Consider the following 17,939-nt stretch of genomic DNA (forward strand, 5'->3'; position numbering starts at 1 on the left):
TTTACCCATTTTTTAGTCCTTCTATTTCTTCATGCGATAAGTAACGCCATTTTCCTATTTCTATTCCATCAATTTTTATATTCATAATTCTAACTCTTTCTAGCCTTTGTACAGTATACCCAAAACTCTTACTCATTCTACGAATTTGTTTATTTAAACCTTGAGTTAATATAATAGAAAATGTGTCGTTTGAAATTCTAGTAACAGTACATTTTCTAGTTTTTACCCCACATATTTCAACGCCATTTGACATTCCATCAATAAAATTATCATCAAAATCTTTATCTAGTGTTACTATATATTCTTTTTCATGCTTATTCTCTGATTCTAAAATTTTATTAGCTAAATCACCATCATTGGTTAATAAAATTAAGCCTTGAGAAGCTTTATCTAATCTTCCAACTGGAAAAATGTATTCTGGATAATTAAGAAAACTTATAATATTATTCTCTACATCTTTTGCTGCTGTGCAAGTTATTCCTACTGGTTTATTTAATACAATATAAACTTTTTTCTTTACTGGAATAGGCTTATCATCAATAAGAATATTATCATCTTCCTCTACCCATTGTCCCGGTATACAAATTATACCATTTACAATTACTCTATTTTCTTCAATCAATCTATTAGCTTCTCTTCTTGAACAAACACCTAAATTGCTAAGAAGTTTATTTATTCTCATCTAATAACCATCCTTCTTGTATAAATAGTATATTCAAAATTAAATTATAGATAAATTTAATTATATAGATTCCTTATTCTTATTTATATTATTGGGTAATACTATTATAAATTCAGTTCCTTTTCCAACTTCACTTTCAAGATAAATCTTACCTTTATGAAGTTCTATAATCTGTTTAGTTATTGTTAAACCTAATCCACTTCCACCCTTTAATTCTGAATTAACATCTACAATTTGATTAAATCTGTCAAATATAGCTTTATGATATTTAGGATCTATACCAATACCTGTATCTTTAATTTTTATCATAATACCCTCTGTTAATTCTTTCAATATAACTTCTATTTTTCCTCCTTCTGGTGTAAACTTTGCTGCATTACTTACTAAATTTACTATACATCTTTCTATTTCATATTTATCACATTCTATTATTTTTTCTTCCATCTCAGGATCTATAATTAAATTTATTCCCTTATTTTCAATATAATCCTTTAAACTCAGTGCAGTTTCTTCTACTAAATACACTATATCATTTTCTTTGAAATTTATCTCATATCGTCCACTTTCAATCTTATTAGTATCTATGATATTGTTGATTAACTTTAATAATCTGTTTGAATTTCTTCTTATTACTTCCATATAATAATCTAATTTTTCTTTATTTATACCACTATCATTTTTATTTAGTTCAAAAATTAATTGTTCAGTAGAACAAATCACATTTAGTGGTGTTCTCAATTCATGAGAAAGATTAACAAAATAATTATTCTTATTTCTCTCTAAATTAATAACCTTATTTAATAATTTACTGCTTTTATCCATTTCATCTCTTAATTGACTTGTCTTTTTTTCAACCATTTTATCAAGTTTCTTCATTTTATTAATATTTAGATAAATTATTAGTATAAATAAAATTATATATAATATAATTGCTTGTTTGCTTCTCCATAATGGTGGTTTTATCGTAAAGATAATTTGACTTTCTTCACTTATACTACCATCTGGTTTTTCAACCTTTGCTTTTAATGTATAATTTCCTGGTTTTATATTATTATAAGTAAATTCATTAACCTTTCCAATATTCCACTCTGTATCTATTCCCTCTAACTTATAAAAATACTTCATAGAATCCTTATTTTTATAATCTGGAACAAATAATTTAACTTTAATTATATTTTCATCTGAATTAAATTTTAATCCATTTATATTTTTATATGTTTTACCTTTTACTTCAAAACTTTCAAAAAAAACTTTAGATAAACTTTTATTTTGAGTTATTTGTAATGGGTCAAATATATTTAATCCATTAATACCTCCAAATAAAAATTCTCCATCTTCATTTTTAAAAGAACTGTTTCCATTAAACTCATTGCTTTGAAGTCCATTTGATACATTTAAATTAGTAAATGTATTATTACTTATATCCAATTTTGATATACCATTATTAGTACTTGTCCATGGATTACCATTATTATCAATTAATATTCCATAAATATTATTATTAACTAGTCCATCTTTTTCTGTATATCTTGTAAATTTTTCTGTATTCTTATCTAATTTATTTAATCCATATTTTGTTCCTACCCAAATATTATTCTTTCCATCTTCAACTATTGTCGTTATAGCATTACAACTTATTGTATCAGTGTTGCCTTCAATTTTGGTATAATTTTTTATGCTCATATCATATGGATTTAATTTTACTAATCCTCCATTCATATATAATCCTATCCAATACATTCCTTCTTTATCTTGATATATACTGCTAATATATGTATCTACTATATTATTATTTTTTAAAATATAAGTAATATCAGATATAGTATCATCTTTTAAATTTAATATATTAATTCCATCAGTGGTTCCTATCCACAAAGAATCTTTATTATCTATAAACAAAGTTCTTATATTAGAATTAGTTAATCCATTTTCAGTTGAATAAGATTTAAATTCATTAGTGCTTTTATTAATTTTATTTAAACCACTCGCTGTTCCTACCCAAATTTCATTTTTCCTTCCAGTTATAAATTTAATTTTATCATTTATGAGATCACTATTTTTAGAATTTATTCTTGTTATACTCTTTGTTTTAGGATTCATGATATTTAGACCTTTATTACTTGTACCTATCCAAGCAAATCCATCATTATCCTCATAAATACCTTGTATAGAATTATCACTTAATGTATTTTTTAAAAAAGGATCATATTTATAATGTCTTATTCCATTATTAGGATCAAAAGTACTTATTCCTGAATTTGTTCCTACCCATATCAATCCTGTAGAATCTTCCATTATAGAAAAAGTTGTTTTATTTACTAAACTAAATTTATCATAAATTTTATTTATGTAAGTTATAAAATTCCCTTTTTCTTCATCATACATAGATAGTCCGCAATCTGTACATACCCATATTACTCCTCTACTATCTCTTAAAATATCTTTAACTACTCCTCCTTGCAAAGTTCCATCTTGAAATTCTTTTTTTTCTTTAATACATTTAGGTTTATACTCAATTATCTTATTGCTTTTTATATCTACCTTTAATAACCCTGCGCCTGATGTTCCTACCCAAACTTCACCATTTTTATCTGAATACACTTTCTTTATAGAATTTTTTTCATTATTATTAACATTATATAAGAATTCTACCTTTTGAGTTTCCATATTTACTTTATTTAGCCCATTCTCAGTACCTATCCATATATTCCCATACTCATCTTCATCTAAACTATATATAACTTGATTAGTAAGAACTTGCTTATTATCATCATATAAAATTCTTTCAAATTTATCTTCATCTTTATTATAAATATTTAGTCCATAAGCTGTACCAACTAATATTTTTTGATCATGAGTAATTAAAATATCACAAATATTATAATTAGATAAATTTCCTTTTGACTCCTTATCATAATAATTAGTTATTTTATCATCTTTTAAATTGATTTTACTCAATCCACTTGCTGTTCCTACCCATAAATTTCCCATTTTGTCTTCTACAATTTTAGTTATACTATTACTCGATATACTATTACTTGAATTTTCTTCATATTTATAGACTTTAAATTCTTTTCCATTATATCTATTTAATCCATCATGAGTTCCTATCCAAATATAACCCCTACTATCTTGAACAATATCTTCTACACTAGATTGTGATAATCCGTCATCTATACTAATGTTTTTAAAATTAATATTGTTATATGCTTTAACACTACTTTGAGTATTTATTAAAAAACTAAAAAATATGATTAAAACCATTATTTTTTTTAGCAACAAATTCTTATTCATTATTTCTCCTTTTTCGACAAGTTTTTCTTCATTTATTGTACTACATAGTCGTTTTTAAATACAACAATTCATTTAAAATAATTCCAAAATGTATTAAAGAGATTAAACTTAGTAATTATATATATTTAAAATATCTCATTTACCTTAGATTCTATCAACCTTTCAATCTTCAAAAATTCTATACTTTCTCATAAATTTTAAAAAGTGTACACTTAAAAATTAAGTGCACACTTTTTTATTTTAATTTCTTTTATAATGACTAAATATCCATGCTCCTAATAAACATACTATAATAAATACTACTAAAATAATGAACCAATACATAATAATAAACACATCCTTATAACATTTCTATTATATAAGGATGTGTTTTTTTTATCTTATTTATACTTAGCTATACTCAAAAACAAAATAATATTTATTACCTAACTTTTATGCCATAGATGTTTGATAAATACCATTATATTCATCTTGGTTAAAAGCTTCATTAATATCTGTTTTAATGTTTATATAAGCCTCTTTAACAGCACTTGTTACTTCATTAGTACCTGTCTTTATTGAAGTTACTACATCTTTTTTCATTTCAGTTAAATCATTCACAACACTTAAACTAGCTTCCTTAACATCTTTCACTACTGTTTTAACATTAGAAATAACACTCTTACTTGCTGTTATTATATTACTCTTAACTTCATTAATAGTTGACATTGAATTATTTACAGTATCAGCAATAGTATTATAATCTTTGCTTATATTCTTATAGGCATTTTTTACTGTTTCTGGAATCCTAGTTATAGGAGTTTTTATTTCATCTATTCCAAATTTTATTGCAGCTCCTGCTTGTACTATTTTCCCTATAGGACCTGATGCCGGATTATTTATTATCAATCCTATTGCTGTTGCAGTTTTTCCTACTGTAGCTACACAGCTTGCCACATCTGCACCTAGTGATATGGTACTCTTTGATAATGTACTTACTAAATCGGTAGCTGAATCACGTACAATTTTTGCTGCTTCTTTTAATTGTCCTGCAGTAGTTGTAACTTGCTTTACTGTAGTCGATATCTTCTCAGTAGTATTAGTTATATTGTTTTTTACTGATTCTGCTGTTTTTTGTATTGTATTAGTAATTGAATTTGATCCTTTAATAATACTTTTTGAAACTTTAGTAACTGTATTTGCTACACTTTCACTAACTGAAACTATTGCTTTGCTAGTATTATCAATTATAGATGTTCCTACTTTTACTGCTGCTTTAATACCTGACATAACAGTATGTGCTGCTGAAAAAATAGATTCTCCTACTGAACTCTTAGTTGATTTATTTTCTTTATTATTATCATTTTTATTTAATTGTAATTTAGTTATTTCAACTTTATCTTCTAAATCCAAATTATTTTCTACTACTTTTTCTTGCGAATTATTTTTCAAAACCTTATTATTATTGTTATTAATATTACTAATTGTATTAGCATTATTTATTATGTTACATTTCATTACTTATACCACCCTTCTTAAAATATATAAATAAATACTATATAAACTTTACATCATTTTTCCTAATGATGAATATGCATTTAATTGATTAAGCTTAAATTCATCTTCTAATATAAACTCTCCATCTACAAACATTTTTAAAGTCCAACTTCCACATAATTGTTTCATATTTGAATCATTTAAATCCATCCAAAACCATAACTTTATTGGATCATTATTATTTTTGGGTGTAAATAAACTATTTTCAGCAAATTGAAATAATTCCCCTAATGGATTAAACCATGCAACTGTTACACAATGAAGACCTGTTACTTGAGTGAAATCAAATCTCACTACAACTTTTTTATCAGATAAAATATTAAATGCTTTTTTATTTACAACCTCCTTTTCTTCATTTATATTACAAGTTATATTATATTTATCTATATTTACATTATATTGGGTATTATTGTAAAGCCTTTGATCATTTTCATTTATTATTATAGCTGACCAAAGTTCTTCATTATCATCAGGCAAATATATATTGGCAGTTGGATCATTTAACTTTAATTCACCATTTATTAAAAACTTATATTTATATTCTCCTTCTTTAATGTCACAATAAAAAATCCAACTTCCCTCTTCTTTTTCCATTACCCCTTTATCAGGATTATATTCATTAAAATCTCCTATAACAGATACTGTATTAATATTTAAATTTTCTTTTTGATCATATTTAAATAAAATTTTCATATCATTTCACCTGCAACTTTCTTTAGTAGATTTATATTAAATCTTACTTTATTCTCGATAAATAATAGATTTTCTTTACCTAAATATGGTGTTTTTATATAAATATACGCATTTAATGAAAAATATTATCAACATTTATTACTATAATATTAATCTGTTATTTTATTTATTAAATTCTTTTAATTATTAGACTAAAATTTATATCAGATTAAATGACAATATTAAAATTTGTGCAAAAAAATAAGGTAGAAAAGAATAATCTCTACCTTATTTTTAACAATAATCAATCTGATATAATTAGAAATATAATTAACAAATTTTATATAGATAAAATTATTGTTGATTCTGTATATATTCTTCAAATGAAAGACGAACTGCTACTCCACTTTCATCAAACTTATAATCTGTGCCTTCAATAGGACTTTTATCTTCAACCATATTCATTCCTAAAGTATAAAGTGCTTGTGCTTCTGCTTTAGGATCTTGAATAACAGTACCTGCCATATAACCTTGTTTAATTAATTTTTGTGCTTCTGGCGTTCCATCAACCCCAACAACAGTAATGGTTCTTCTGTTATCCCCTTTGTTATAGCCAAATTCTTGTAATGCTTGAATAGCACCTTCTGCCATAGCATCATTATTAGAAATTATTGCTTCAATTCTATTTCCATATTGATAAAATAATTGTCTAACTTCCTCTTGTGCTAATTTAGAATCCCAGTTAGCAATCCTTAATGCAAGTTCTTGCGTTTTTATTCCTGCTTTTTCAATAGTTTCAATAGAATACTTAGTTCTTGCAATCGCATCTATATTATCTTTATTACCTGTTAATATAACATATTGAAGTATATTATCTCTATTAGTATCTAATAATAATCTATTTTCCTTCCATAAATCAACAATAATTCCTCCTTGTAAAATTCCAGCTTCTTCAGAATTTGTTGATAAAACAATAGCATTATTATATGATTTAATAGGATTTTTTGAAATTGGTTCTCTATTAAATATAATTACAGGTAGATTTTTTTCTTTAATTCTATTTATAACTGTTTGTGTTGAGTTTTCACTCACATCAACTAAATTTACTAATAATAAATCTATATCTTGGCTTAATGCTGTTCTTAGTTGCTGATTTTGCTTAACTTGATTATTTTCTGCATCAAAAAAAATAAATTCAACTTTACCTTGATTTCCTTTTTCAATTTCTTTTAAATTTTCACTAATTAAAGAAATATATTCATCATCAGCTTTATATAATAATACTCCTACTTTAACTGGCTTTTCTACTTCAAAATTTAAATTCGTTGTTATTGAATTTGAATTACATCCATTAAATATTAAAATTATTATAATTACAAATATATTAAGTTTTAATAATTTTTTTATCATTTGATTTTATCCTCCATAAATATATTTAATAATACCTTTAAAGAGTATTCTTTATTATATTTTTATAGGTTATCATATATCAACTATACTATAAATTATTTATCAAGTGTTTATTAATAGTATTTAACTATTAAGCTAAATTATTCATAAAAAATCATCTTAATATTTAATAAGGATTTTTTTATTTAAATATGTTTTTGACTTTCTGTTTATTAAAATATTTATAGTATATATAATCTTCTGTTTTCTTCTTCACATTTTCTAATTTTATTTTAATTGATTTCTGCTCTACTTTTAATGCTATCCATTTTATTGCATAAAAATAATCTTCATCAGTAATCATTCCTTCTTCCCATAATGTTGTTACTGTTCTTTGAAAATCTTCTAACTCATTACTACTTACATTACTTCCATAGTTATCTATAATTTTAAAAATATCTATTTTATTATCTTCTTTAAAATATTTATCCTCATTTCCTATTATCTTTATATCAAGTATTCTTTCCATATCTTTTATATTTTTTACTATAAGTTCATTATTTTTCCCATAATTTTTAATTACATCATTTTTAATACTTAACTTTTTACATATATTTTGTGGAGCATTAATATTCTTGTTTAATCCTTTAATATTAGGTACTTTTTTATTATTTTCTTCTAATAAAGCTTTATTAAATTCCTTTTTGAATATATTTACATTATTTCTAGATATTTTTTTTGAACTACTCAAAGTATTATTTATAGTTTTATCATATATCTTTATATCCATTAACTACCTCTTTTTATCTAATTTTTTACATATAATTTTCGTCTTTAAAGTCTATTTCTTTAGGATATTTTTACCTATATTGTAAATTAAATATTTCTAAAATCTCTTTATAAATTATATGGTTAATTAACAATATTTAGTTATAAGCATATATATAATAAATTTCTTATAGTCATTGATTAAAGAAAAAAGCTATGTTTTACAACATAGCTAACAAAATTAGAATTTATAAATAGATATAAGTCTTAACTAATTCATAGACTTAAGACTATATCTGTTATTTACTGTCATAACTTTAATTTTCAAAACATTAAGGAGTTTCTCTAAACTTTTAACTTGATTTATATATTTTATGTTATTTTTTGCAATTAATTTTTCTACTATCTTAATAATATCAGATTTTTCTTCATCACTTAATTTACAATTATTTTTTAAACATTCTCTATTAATATAAGTTAGGGTATTCCAAATTTGTTCTTCTGTTATTTTATTAATATCCATTAATACCCACGTAAAGTCCTTCCTTCTATTCTTTTCTGGATATGCTTCTTTAAAAAATTTTATAAATCCATTTTCTTTTTTAGGATCTTTTATTGCAACATATTTTCCAAGTTGAGCTTTAAGTTGATTTTTTAAATACATAATGGTATTTGGTTTTATTTTATCAGCCATAGCATCTATGCTATCATAAATAAAATTATAAGTATCTTGAAATTGTTTTTCATTAACATTAGACTTTTTAAGTATTTTTGTAAGTTCTATATATTCCAATATATTTTTTTTACAATTCAATTCTTTGTTATATATCTTTTCCCATATTTCTTTTGCACTTAATCCTTCTAACATTATAACTTCTTCCATATTAAATCATCCTCTGCATATTATTATTTACTAGTTTTGCTTAAATCTAATTTAATTATATGTTCTAAATAATGTTAATACATTTATAATCTTTTATATAATTTTTATAGAAAATTATCTCTTTAATAAACAATATCTAGTTAGAAACATATATATAATCATATCATATTACACATAAACTTAAAAATTCTACTTAAAACATTGTACACTATTTAAATAAATTATCTCCTTATTATATTTGATACTTTATTTTAATTTTAGGCTATGTTTTAAAATTATTATTTAAATTTCTTATACAACTTTATGTTTAAACCACTTTTCACCTTTAAGCCTAAAGCAATACATTATTCCTCTAATCAGCCAATCCGTATACATTCCAATCCAAATTCCTAAAACACCAATTTCAAATACTATTGCTAAAATATAGCCTGTAAATATTCTAAAAATCCACATTCCCACAAAAGCTGTTAACATAGTATATCTTGTATCTCCAGCTCCCTTTAACCCTGATGATAATATAAAAGAAATAGGCCATACTATTAAAGCTACGCTATTACTTTTAATTAATGTAGCTGAAAGTTTTATTACCTCTCTATTATCTGTATAAAAAGAAGATACCAATTCTGCAATAGGAATAAAGATTAAACCTATTATTACTAAACATACTGTTCCAAATTTAGTTAAATAAATAAGTGTATTTTTGGCACCTTTTGTATCATCTCTTCCCACATATTGACCTACTAAAGTTGTTGCAGCTAAACATAGTGCATTTCCTGGGACTGCAACAATAGTTGCTATTGATGAACCTATTGCATTTGCAGCTATTGATTTTGTTCCCATAGTTACTATAAATATTTGAACTATTAATTTTCCTGCATTAAAAAGTACTTGCTCAACACCTGCTGGTATTCCTATGTTAAATATGCTCTTTTGTATTTCTAAATTAAATTTAAATGGGAAAATTTTTCTTATTCTTATAACTCTACTTCCTCTAAATAAAACAAATCCTATAAGGATTGTTCCAACCAATCTTGCAATTGCAATTGATATGGCAGCACCCTCTATTCCATATGATGTTGTATTTAAAACATATCCTAATAATTTAACATCTTTTATTCCGTAAATTAATATATATCCCAAAATTATGTTGATAATATTCATAAACATTGTAATATACATTGGTGTTTTTGTATCTCCACATCCTCTTAATACTCCATTTGCAATTTGCTGTACTGCAATAAAAGGATATGTAATAAGTGTAAGTTCTAAATATATTTTTGCATTTAATTTTACTAATTCTTCTGCAGTACCATACAAAGAATTAATCATCGGAACACGCAAACTCCACATTAAAATACTTATCAAAACAGCCAAACAACATCCAGATACCAGAGCTTGTCTAGCTGTTTCATTTGCTTTTTTATGATTTTCTTTTCCAATATGCTGTGCAACAACTACAGTAGCTCCAACAGATAAAGCCGCAAAAAAAGATATGAACATATTATTTATTGAATCTACCATTCCAATTGCAGAAACAGCTTCTTCCCCTATATATCCTGCCATCATTGTATTACATACACCTAAAAGCATAACAAATGTTTGCTCTATTATTATTGGTATAGCTAATTTTAAAACATTTTTTCTTATGAACATAATAAGCCCTCTTCCCCCTCTAATAACTATACTATTCTTTTTTAGAATGATTTACTAATTTTTAAGTATTGATTTAACACAATCATATTATATTACTCCTAATCCTAAAAATTTTCCAGTAATATATAGTATAATGTTTATATAAGAAATTTTTATAGGAGGCTTTAGTTTGTGTAATAATAAGGAGAATCTAAAAAATCCAAATACTTCAGATAAAAATAAATTTAATAATTTAAATAGAGATACAAAATACTGTATTGCAATAGTTATATTTTCACTTTCTTTGTTAATTAGTGCAATAATTCTAAGTAATAGTATACAAAACTTAAAATATTCCTTCAATAATAGCTTTCATATGATATCTAGTGATATTTCTGATTTACCTGATTTATTGATCACTAATTTTTCACATTTAGTCAAAGAACCTAAAGATATTTCACAGCATACTTTATCAATTCAAGATGCTGCTACTTATTTAGGAATTGCTCCTGATGAATTATGGAAGGTTGTTAATGATCCTGAGTCTAAAATTCCTCACTTTCAAGTTGGTAAAAGTAGATGTTTTTTTACTAAAGAAGGATTAGATAAATGGCTAGAAGGAACTTATACTCTTAATTTTGATACAAATTAAAAAATATTTGAATTTTGTATAATAATCAAATAAGGTAATATTGAAATCATTTAATTTCAATATTACCTTATTTATAATATAGTATTAAATTTGAAAATCTTTAGGATCATGAGATTTAGCCTTTGGTTCTCCAAAGACAGCCTTCACGCTCTCTACTTGAGGATTATGATTTACATTTTTCTTTTTTCTTTTATTATCTGCTTTCATTTTGTTACTTTTATTACTCATTAATATCACCTCAACATTATGGTGTACACTTGTACTTATTTTATACTTCTAATATGCTTTATATTTAATTATGCTTTTAAATAAATACTAATACAAAAAAGTATTTATGTTTTATTCCTTAGGATTGCTTAAATTTAATATATATTACAAATTTAAATGTGAAAAAAGAGACTATACGGTTCTTTAATTTATTTCATTTAACTTATTACAACATATATAAATAAAAAAGCTATCTTTTAAAATATTAATTTTCACTTAAAACTACCTAAACATAAAAAAAGCATGGTTAAATGTCATTAAGTAATTTTTAAACCATACTTTCTTTTTTAGATTAGATATTATTTAATTTTTATAAATGATCCTTTTCTTTATGTGGTGGTGCTCCTATTTTTTTACCATCAATAATTCCCAAATCCGAATTACCTTTTGGATCCATTTTTCTACGATCTGCATTAGATCTTGGTCTTTCTTTTAACCTACTTTTATTATTATCCATGATATTTCACCTCACTCATTGATATGATGTGCTTATATTAACATTTTATACGATGTACTTTTATAAAATTTTAGTTAAAACAAATCCTAAAAATTATTTAATAATATTCTTAATTTCATCAATACTCGCTTTTATTGTAAATATCATATTTTCATCTATTCTTAATTTGCATTCATTATTATTTACTTTTATTTCATTTGATAAACATTTATTTTTAGATAATTCTTTATACCTTGCTGATGAAATATCTAAAATAAATTTTTTATCTTTAGCACCTGTAAGCTTTATTGTAGCCCCTTGTTCTACTTGATCCTTAACTTTTATATCTATAATATTGTTTCCTCTACTAGTACAATCTAAACTTAATCCTGGAATTTTTTCAATGCTTGCTTGTCCTTTTATCGTCATCCATCCACCACTCAAATTAGATTTTACTAATAAATCTAATTTATATTTTTTTTCTAATTTTTTTAGAATTTGACCTAGTTCAAATATTGTTAACTCTAATTTCATCTTTCTAATTCCCCTTTTTATTCACTAAGTATTTTAAATTTTAAGTTATGTTTTTAAAAATATATCTGTTAAAATTAAAATAATACGTTTATAATTTTTAAGCTATGCACTCTTTCCACACATAATGCAGGAATAATGATGTGACAGCAGAAAGACTTCCTTTTACAATAATCATTGATAGGAAGTCTTTCTATTATTTAGGTTAGGCTAACTTGATTATTAAGTCCATTTTCTTCTTCAGTTTCTTCATATTCTTTATATTGTATTGTTTCTTCTTCTAGTTTTTTAAATGCTACGGAAAGCATTAGTTTAATCCTATTTAATTGATTTACATTTGAAGCACCTGGATCATAATCTATAGCAACTATATTAGATTCTGGATATATTTCCTTAAGTTTTTTCATCATACCTTTTCCTGTTACATGATTAGGTAAACAAGCAAAAGGTTGCATACATATTATATTTTCAGCACCACTTTCAATTAATTCAATCATTTCTGCTGTTAAAAACCATCCCTCTCCAGTTTGATTTCCAAGCGATAATATCGGTGATGCTAATTTTCCAAGTTCAACTATATGCTTAGGTGGACTAAATCTTTTGCTACTTTGTAGATATTTTTTCATAGTCTTCCTATAAGTTTCCATAAAAGCAATTGCAATATTATTTAAATTTTTTTCCACTCTACTTCCTGCAAGATAATCATGTTTAAAAGTAGCATCAAGTGCTGAATAGAAAAAGAAATCTAATAAATCAGGTACTACAGCCTCGGCACCTTCTTTTTCTAAAGTTCCTACTATATCATTATTAGCTGTAGGATGAAATTTAACTAGTATTTCTCCTACAAGCCCAACACGTGGTTTTTTAACATCAAGTAAAGGTAAATTATCAAATGACTCAATAATGTTTTTTATATTCTTCTTAAATTCTCTCTTACTTCCATTTCTTAAATTTTCTTTTACTTTTTTATTAAACTCCTTATATAGGGAATTTGCAGAGCCTTTAATCTTCTCATAAGGTCTTGTCCTATATAAAGTTTTCATAAATAAATCTCCATATACTAAAGCCATAAGAGCTCTATTTATAAGTTTTAATGTTATCTTAAAACCTGGTTGTTTTTCTAAACCTACTGCATTTAATGAAATTACAGGTATATTTTCAAATCCTGCATGTTTTAATGCCATTTTTAAAAATCCTATATAATTAGTTGCTCTACATCCCCCACCTGTTTGACTTATTATAACTGATGTATTATTTAAATCATATTTACCTGATTTTAAAGCATTAATTATTTGACCAATAACTATTATAGATGGATAACACGCATCATTATTAACATACTTTAATCCCTCATCAATAGCTTTTGAATCTGTTGATGGAAGTACCTCTAAATTATATCCACTAGCTCTTACTGCCTCCTGTATTAAATCAAAATGAATAGGAGACATTTGAGGACATAAAATTGTATGTTTTTTTCTCATTTCTTTAGTAAATACCCGATTCTTATATTCTATTTTTTCTTTTATAGGTCTGTAATTTTTTCTAATTCTCTCCTCAATAGCTGCCTTTAATGATCTTATTCTTATCCTAGCAGCACCTAAATTATTTCCTTCATCAATTTTAAGTAATGTATAAATTTTCCCTTTTGAACTTATAATTTCATTTACTTGATCAGTGGTAACTGCATCTAATCCACAACCAAAAGAATTCAGTTGTATTATCTCAAGATTATCATTTTCTGAGACAACTTCTGCTGCCCTATATAATCTTGAATGATAAGTCCATTGATCTACAACTCTAAGTTTATCTTTTAAAACACCTAAATGTGATATACTATCCTCTGTTAATACAGCCATTCCATATGACGCTATTACATCAGGAATCCCATGATTTATTTCTGGATCTATATGATAAGGTCTACCACATAAAACAATACCATATTTATTATTTTCTTTTAAATATTTTAAAACTTCTTCTCCCTTATTTTGAATATCCTTCTTATAAGCTTGCCTTTCTTTAGCAGCTAATGAAACAGCATGTTCTGCCTCTTTTAATGTAATATTAAACTCTTTAAATTCTGCTACAATTCTTTTTGCTAATTCTTTTTCATTATCTAATGAAAAGAATGGTGCTATATAATTAATTCCTTTCCTATTCAGTTCATCCACATTATTTCTAATTAATTCTGGATAAGAAATTACCATAGGGCAATTATAATTGTTATTTACATCACTAAATTCCTTTTTCTCATATGATATACATGGATAAAATATTGTCTTTACTCCTGAATGTATAAGCGACATAATATGTCCATGAACTAATTTTGCTGGATAACAAGCTGATTCTGATGGAATAGTTTCAATCCCCATTTCATATAATTTTTTACTTGATAAAGGTGATAATTTCACCTTAAATCCAAGATCAGTTAATAATGTAAACCAAAATGGATAATTTTCATAAATATTAAGCACTCTTGGAATTCCAATAACTCCTCTTTTAGCTTCACTATCTTTAAGTGGAATATAATTAAATGTTCTTTTATATTTATATTTATATAAATTAGGTATATTATTTTCGATCTTTTCTATTCCTAAACCTTTTTCACACCTATTTCCTGAAATAAATTCTTCACCTGTAGAAAATCTGTTGATTGTTAATAAGCAATTGTTTCCACATTTTCCACATCTTTTAAAAGAAGATTTAATATTAAATTCATCTATTTCATCTTTATTGAGTATGGTTGATTTACTTCCTTCAATATATCTTTCTTTTGAAATCAATGCACAACCAAATGCTCCCATAAGTCCTGCAATATCTGGTCTAACTGCTTCCCTTTCAGAGATTATTTCAAAACTTCTAAGTACTGCTTCATTATAAAAAGTTCCACCCTGTACTATAATTTTATTTCCCATTTCTTTTTCATCTCTTACCTTTATAACTTTAAATAAAGCATTTTTTATTACTGAGTATGATAACCCTGCCGATATATCTGAAACTTCTGCCCCTTCTTTTTGGGATTGTTTAACTCTAGAATTCATAAATACTGTACATCTAGAACCTAAATCAACTGGTGCTTTTGAATATATAGCTTCTTTAGCAAAATCTTCTACTTTCATATTTAAAGATTTTGCAAATGTTTCTATAAATGAACCACACCCTGATGAACATGCTTCATTTAATAAAATACTATCTACTGTTCCATTTTTTATTTTTAAGCATTTCATATCTTGTCCACCAATATCTAATATAAAGTCAACTCCTGGTAGAAAATATTCCGCTGCTTTATAATGTGCAATCGTCTCTATCTCTCCAATGTCTATGTGAAGAGCTGATTTAATTAATGCTTCTCCATATCCTGTTACAGCAGAATTTACGATTCTAACTTCTTTAGGTATCTTAGAATATAATTTTTTTAACATTTCAACAACTTTTTTTAATGGATTTCCTTCATTTCCTTCATATAAAGAATATAAAAGCTCTCCCGATTTATTTATTAGAACCACTTTGGTTGTTGTTGAACCAGCATCTATTCCTAAAAATGCATCACCTTTATATAAACTAAGACTACCTCTTTTTACTTTTTCTTTATCATGTCGTTCTTTAAATTCCAAATAATCTAATTCACTTTTAAATAATGGTTCCAATCTTTCACAATCATTATCCTGTATTTCAGATATTTTTTTTACTTTGCTAACTATTTCTTTAAGAGTAATAGATTTAGTATTTTTAGATAAAAGTGCTGCTCCTTGTGCAACAAATAAATGAGAATTATTAGGGAAAATAATCTGTTCTTCTGTTAAATTTAATGTTTCTATAAATCTTTTTCTAAGCTCTGATAAAAAACATAATGGTCCTCCTAAAAATGCTACATTTCCTTTAATTGGTTTACCACATGCAAGACCGCCTATAGTCTGATTAACTACTGCTTGAAATATTGATGCTGCAATGTCTTCTTTATTTGCTCCTTCATTTATAAGTGGTTGTATATCTGTTTTTGCAAAAACTCCACATCTAGATGCAATTGGATATAATACTTTAAATTCCTTTGCATATTCATTTAATCCCATAGCATCTGTATTAAGTAAAACTGCCATTTGATCAATAAAAGCACCTGTCCCCCCTGCACAGCTACCATTCATTCTTTGCTCTAATCCACCTCTAAAATATGTTATCTTAGCATCTTCTCCTCCTAATTCTATTACAACATCAGTTTTAGGAATAATTGTTTCTACAGTCTTAGAACAAGCAATTACTTCTTGTACAAATTCTACATTCAACCATTTTGAAACTGACAATCCACCTGATCCTGTCACGCTTAATGTACAATTAATATCCCCTAATTTTTCATAACTTTCTTCAATTAATTCTACGATTGTGCTTTTAATATCTGAAAAGTGTCTTGTATATTTACTATATACATTTATATTTTCAGAATTAAGAATTACCAACTTTACTGTTGTTGATCCTATATCTAGCCCTATGTTATAGTTATTCATTAAAATTCACCTACTCTAATTTCATACAAATTTTCTATAAGCTTTATATGTATATATAAAATTTCCTTTAACCAGTTAAATATATGTATATACATTATTATACCTGTCTATACTTAAAATATAATTTAATGTTTTTATTGTAATTTTTTAATACTATATACATTTTTGGAGGTTAAAATGAACTACTTTAATGAAGGAAATAAATTATACAATTCTAAAGATTATATTAAAGCTATAGATTGTTATAAAAAGTCTGCTATTCAAAAGCAAAATGAAGCTTGTTCATATTATAATGCTGGAGTTTGTTTTATTAAATTAAAAGATTTTAATAAAGCAATAATTATGCTAAAAAACGCCATAGCAATTCAATATGAAAGTAAATACTTCTTTAATTTAGGCTATTGCTATACTATGAAAGAAGATTTAAATAAAGCTCTCCAATTTTTTAATATCGCTTGGTGCCTTAATGACACTGATACTGATTGTGAGAAGGCTATTAACCTTCTTTTACCTAAACTTAGTAAAATTTAATTATTTAAATATCAATATAATTTAAATAATTATCCATAACAACTTATAAGAGATATTTTAATTATATACCTCTTATTTATTTTAAACTTTTTTATTAAGGCACACATAATAAAATAATAGATCATATTGGCATTGTATATTCTGTTTCATGTAATTTAAAAAATCATAAT

Annotated in this window: 14 protein-coding genes; 2 read left to right on the forward strand and 12 right to left on the reverse strand. The window is 25.0% G+C overall.

What is annotated here, in order from left to right; all coding sequences use genetic code 11:
• Position 1 precedes the first annotated feature (1 nt).
• From KYD98_RS08080 to KYD98_RS08115, 8 genes are all read right to left on the reverse strand, one after another.
• Positions 2 to 682: a pseudouridine synthase gene (locus tag KYD98_RS08080; protein ID WP_219779107.1), complete on the reverse strand. Its 681-nt coding sequence runs from the start codon at positions 680 to 682 to the stop codon at positions 2 to 4.
• 60 nt (positions 683 to 742) lie between these two features.
• A complete protein-coding gene (locus tag KYD98_RS08085) occupies positions 743 to 3,976 on the reverse strand; it encodes a ligand-binding sensor domain-containing protein (RefSeq protein WP_219779108.1) in 3,234 nt (1,077 codons plus the stop codon).
• Positions 3,977 to 4,408: 432 nt separating this feature from the next.
• Complete coding sequence (locus tag KYD98_RS08090; RefSeq protein ID WP_219779109.1) at positions 4,409 to 5,473, reverse strand: hypothetical protein; 1,065 nt, start codon at positions 5,471 to 5,473, stop codon at positions 4,409 to 4,411.
• Between the two features lie 48 nt (positions 5,474 to 5,521).
• Positions 5,522 to 6,205, reverse strand: coding sequence for an early set domain-containing protein (locus KYD98_RS08095; protein ID WP_219779110.1), 684 nt, complete (start codon positions 6,203 to 6,205; stop codon positions 5,522 to 5,524).
• Between the two features lie 333 nt (positions 6,206 to 6,538).
• Entirely contained in the window at positions 6,539 to 7,594 is a 1,056-nt protein-coding gene (locus KYD98_RS08100; protein ID WP_219779111.1) for a galactose ABC transporter substrate-binding protein, read from the reverse strand.
• Positions 7,595 to 7,775: 181 nt separating this feature from the next.
• Positions 7,776 to 8,363 carry a hypothetical protein gene (locus tag KYD98_RS08105; protein ID WP_219779112.1) on the reverse strand — a complete coding sequence of 196 codons (588 nt, stop codon included), beginning with the start codon at positions 8,361 to 8,363 and terminating at the stop codon, positions 7,776 to 7,778.
• A 249-nt stretch (positions 8,364 to 8,612) separates the two neighbouring features.
• Positions 8,613 to 9,224, reverse strand: a complete 612-nt coding sequence (locus KYD98_RS08110) for a hypothetical protein (RefSeq protein WP_219779113.1) — start codon at positions 9,222 to 9,224, stop codon at positions 8,613 to 8,615.
• A 291-nt stretch (positions 9,225 to 9,515) separates the two neighbouring features.
• The gene (locus KYD98_RS08115; RefSeq protein WP_219779114.1) at positions 9,516 to 10,877 is read right to left on the reverse strand and encodes an MATE family efflux transporter; all 1,362 of its coding nucleotides are present in this window, start codon (positions 10,875 to 10,877) and stop codon (positions 9,516 to 9,518) included.
• A gap of 169 nt (positions 10,878 to 11,046) precedes the next feature.
• Between KYD98_RS08115 and KYD98_RS08120 the strand changes: the two genes are divergently transcribed.
• Complete coding sequence (locus tag KYD98_RS08120) at positions 11,047 to 11,508, forward strand: helix-turn-helix domain-containing protein (RefSeq protein WP_219779115.1); 462 nt, start codon at positions 11,047 to 11,049, stop codon at positions 11,506 to 11,508.
• Positions 11,509 to 11,592: 84 nt separating this feature from the next.
• Here the strand turns inward: KYD98_RS08120 and KYD98_RS08125 are convergent, their stop codons facing one another.
• The 4 genes from KYD98_RS08125 to KYD98_RS08140 all read right to left on the reverse strand — a co-directional run bounded on the left by KYD98_RS08125 (position 11,593) and on the right by KYD98_RS08140 (position 17,238).
• Positions 11,593 to 11,736, reverse strand: a complete 144-nt coding sequence (locus tag KYD98_RS08125; protein ID WP_219779293.1) for a CPC_1213 family protein — start codon at positions 11,734 to 11,736, stop codon at positions 11,593 to 11,595.
• A 349-nt stretch (positions 11,737 to 12,085) separates the two neighbouring features.
• Positions 12,086 to 12,232, reverse strand: coding sequence for a hypothetical protein (locus KYD98_RS08130; protein WP_219779116.1), 147 nt, complete (start codon positions 12,230 to 12,232; stop codon positions 12,086 to 12,088).
• A gap of 93 nt (positions 12,233 to 12,325) precedes the next feature.
• On the reverse strand, positions 12,326 to 12,745 hold the full coding sequence (locus KYD98_RS08135) for a UDP-N-acetylglucosamine pyrophosphorylase (RefSeq protein WP_219779117.1): 420 nt from the start codon (positions 12,743 to 12,745) through the stop codon (positions 12,326 to 12,328).
• Positions 12,746 to 12,942: 197 nt separating this feature from the next.
• Entirely contained in the window at positions 12,943 to 17,238 is a 4,296-nt protein-coding gene (locus KYD98_RS08140; RefSeq protein WP_219779118.1) for a 2-hydroxyacyl-CoA dehydratase, read from the reverse strand.
• A gap of 177 nt (positions 17,239 to 17,415) precedes the next feature.
• On the opposite strand from KYD98_RS08140, the gene KYD98_RS08145 reads away from it, so the two are divergent.
• The gene (locus tag KYD98_RS08145; protein WP_219779119.1) at positions 17,416 to 17,769 is read left to right on the forward strand and encodes a tetratricopeptide repeat protein; all 354 of its coding nucleotides are present in this window, start codon (positions 17,416 to 17,418) and stop codon (positions 17,767 to 17,769) included.
• Positions 17,770 to 17,939: the final 170 nt, after the last annotated feature.

Origin of the sequence: Clostridium weizhouense, from assembly GCF_019431045.1 — a bacterium.
In the GTDB taxonomy this organism is placed as follows: Bacteria; Bacillota; Clostridia; order Clostridiales; family Clostridiaceae; genus Clostridium; species Clostridium weizhouense.

What these genes read in the sequence shown, in the direction of transcription:
- KYD98_RS08080 (WP_219779107.1), bottom strand. Translation starts at nt 682, where the DNA reads ATGAGAATAAATAAACTTCTTAGCAATTTAGGTGTTTGTTCAAGAAGA.
- KYD98_RS08085 (WP_219779108.1), bottom strand. Translation starts at nt 3,976, where the DNA reads ATGAATAAGAATTTGTTGCTAAAAAAAATAATGGTTTTAATCATATTT.
- KYD98_RS08090 (WP_219779109.1), bottom strand. Translation starts at nt 5,473, where the DNA reads ATGAAATGTAACATAATAAATAATGCTAATACAATTAGTAATATTAAT.
- KYD98_RS08095 (WP_219779110.1), bottom strand. Translation starts at nt 6,205, where the DNA reads ATGAAAATTTTATTTAAATATGATCAAAAAGAAAATTTAAATATTAAT.
- KYD98_RS08100 (WP_219779111.1), bottom strand. Translation starts at nt 7,594, where the DNA reads ATGATAAAAAAATTATTAAAACTTAATATATTTGTAATTATAATAATT.
- KYD98_RS08105 (WP_219779112.1), bottom strand. Translation starts at nt 8,363, where the DNA reads ATGGATATAAAGATATATGATAAAACTATAAATAATACTTTGAGTAGT.
- KYD98_RS08110 (WP_219779113.1), bottom strand. Translation starts at nt 9,224, where the DNA reads ATGGAAGAAGTTATAATGTTAGAAGGATTAAGTGCAAAAGAAATATGG.
- KYD98_RS08115 (WP_219779114.1), bottom strand. Translation starts at nt 10,877, where the DNA reads ATGTTCATAAGAAAAAATGTTTTAAAATTAGCTATACCAATAATAATA.
- KYD98_RS08125 (WP_219779293.1), bottom strand. Translation starts at nt 11,736, where the DNA reads ATGAGTAATAAAAGTAACAAAATGAAAGCAGATAATAAAAGAAAAAAG.
- KYD98_RS08130 (WP_219779116.1), bottom strand. Translation starts at nt 12,232, where the DNA reads ATGGATAATAATAAAAGTAGGTTAAAAGAAAGACCAAGATCTAATGCA.
- KYD98_RS08135 (WP_219779117.1), bottom strand. Translation starts at nt 12,745, where the DNA reads ATGAAATTAGAGTTAACAATATTTGAACTAGGTCAAATTCTAAAAAAA.
- KYD98_RS08140 (WP_219779118.1), bottom strand. Translation starts at nt 17,238, where the DNA reads ATGAATAACTATAACATAGGGCTAGATATAGGATCAACAACAGTAAAG.
- KYD98_RS08145 (WP_219779119.1), top strand. Translation starts at nt 17,416, where the DNA reads ATGAACTACTTTAATGAAGGAAATAAATTATACAATTCTAAAGATTAT.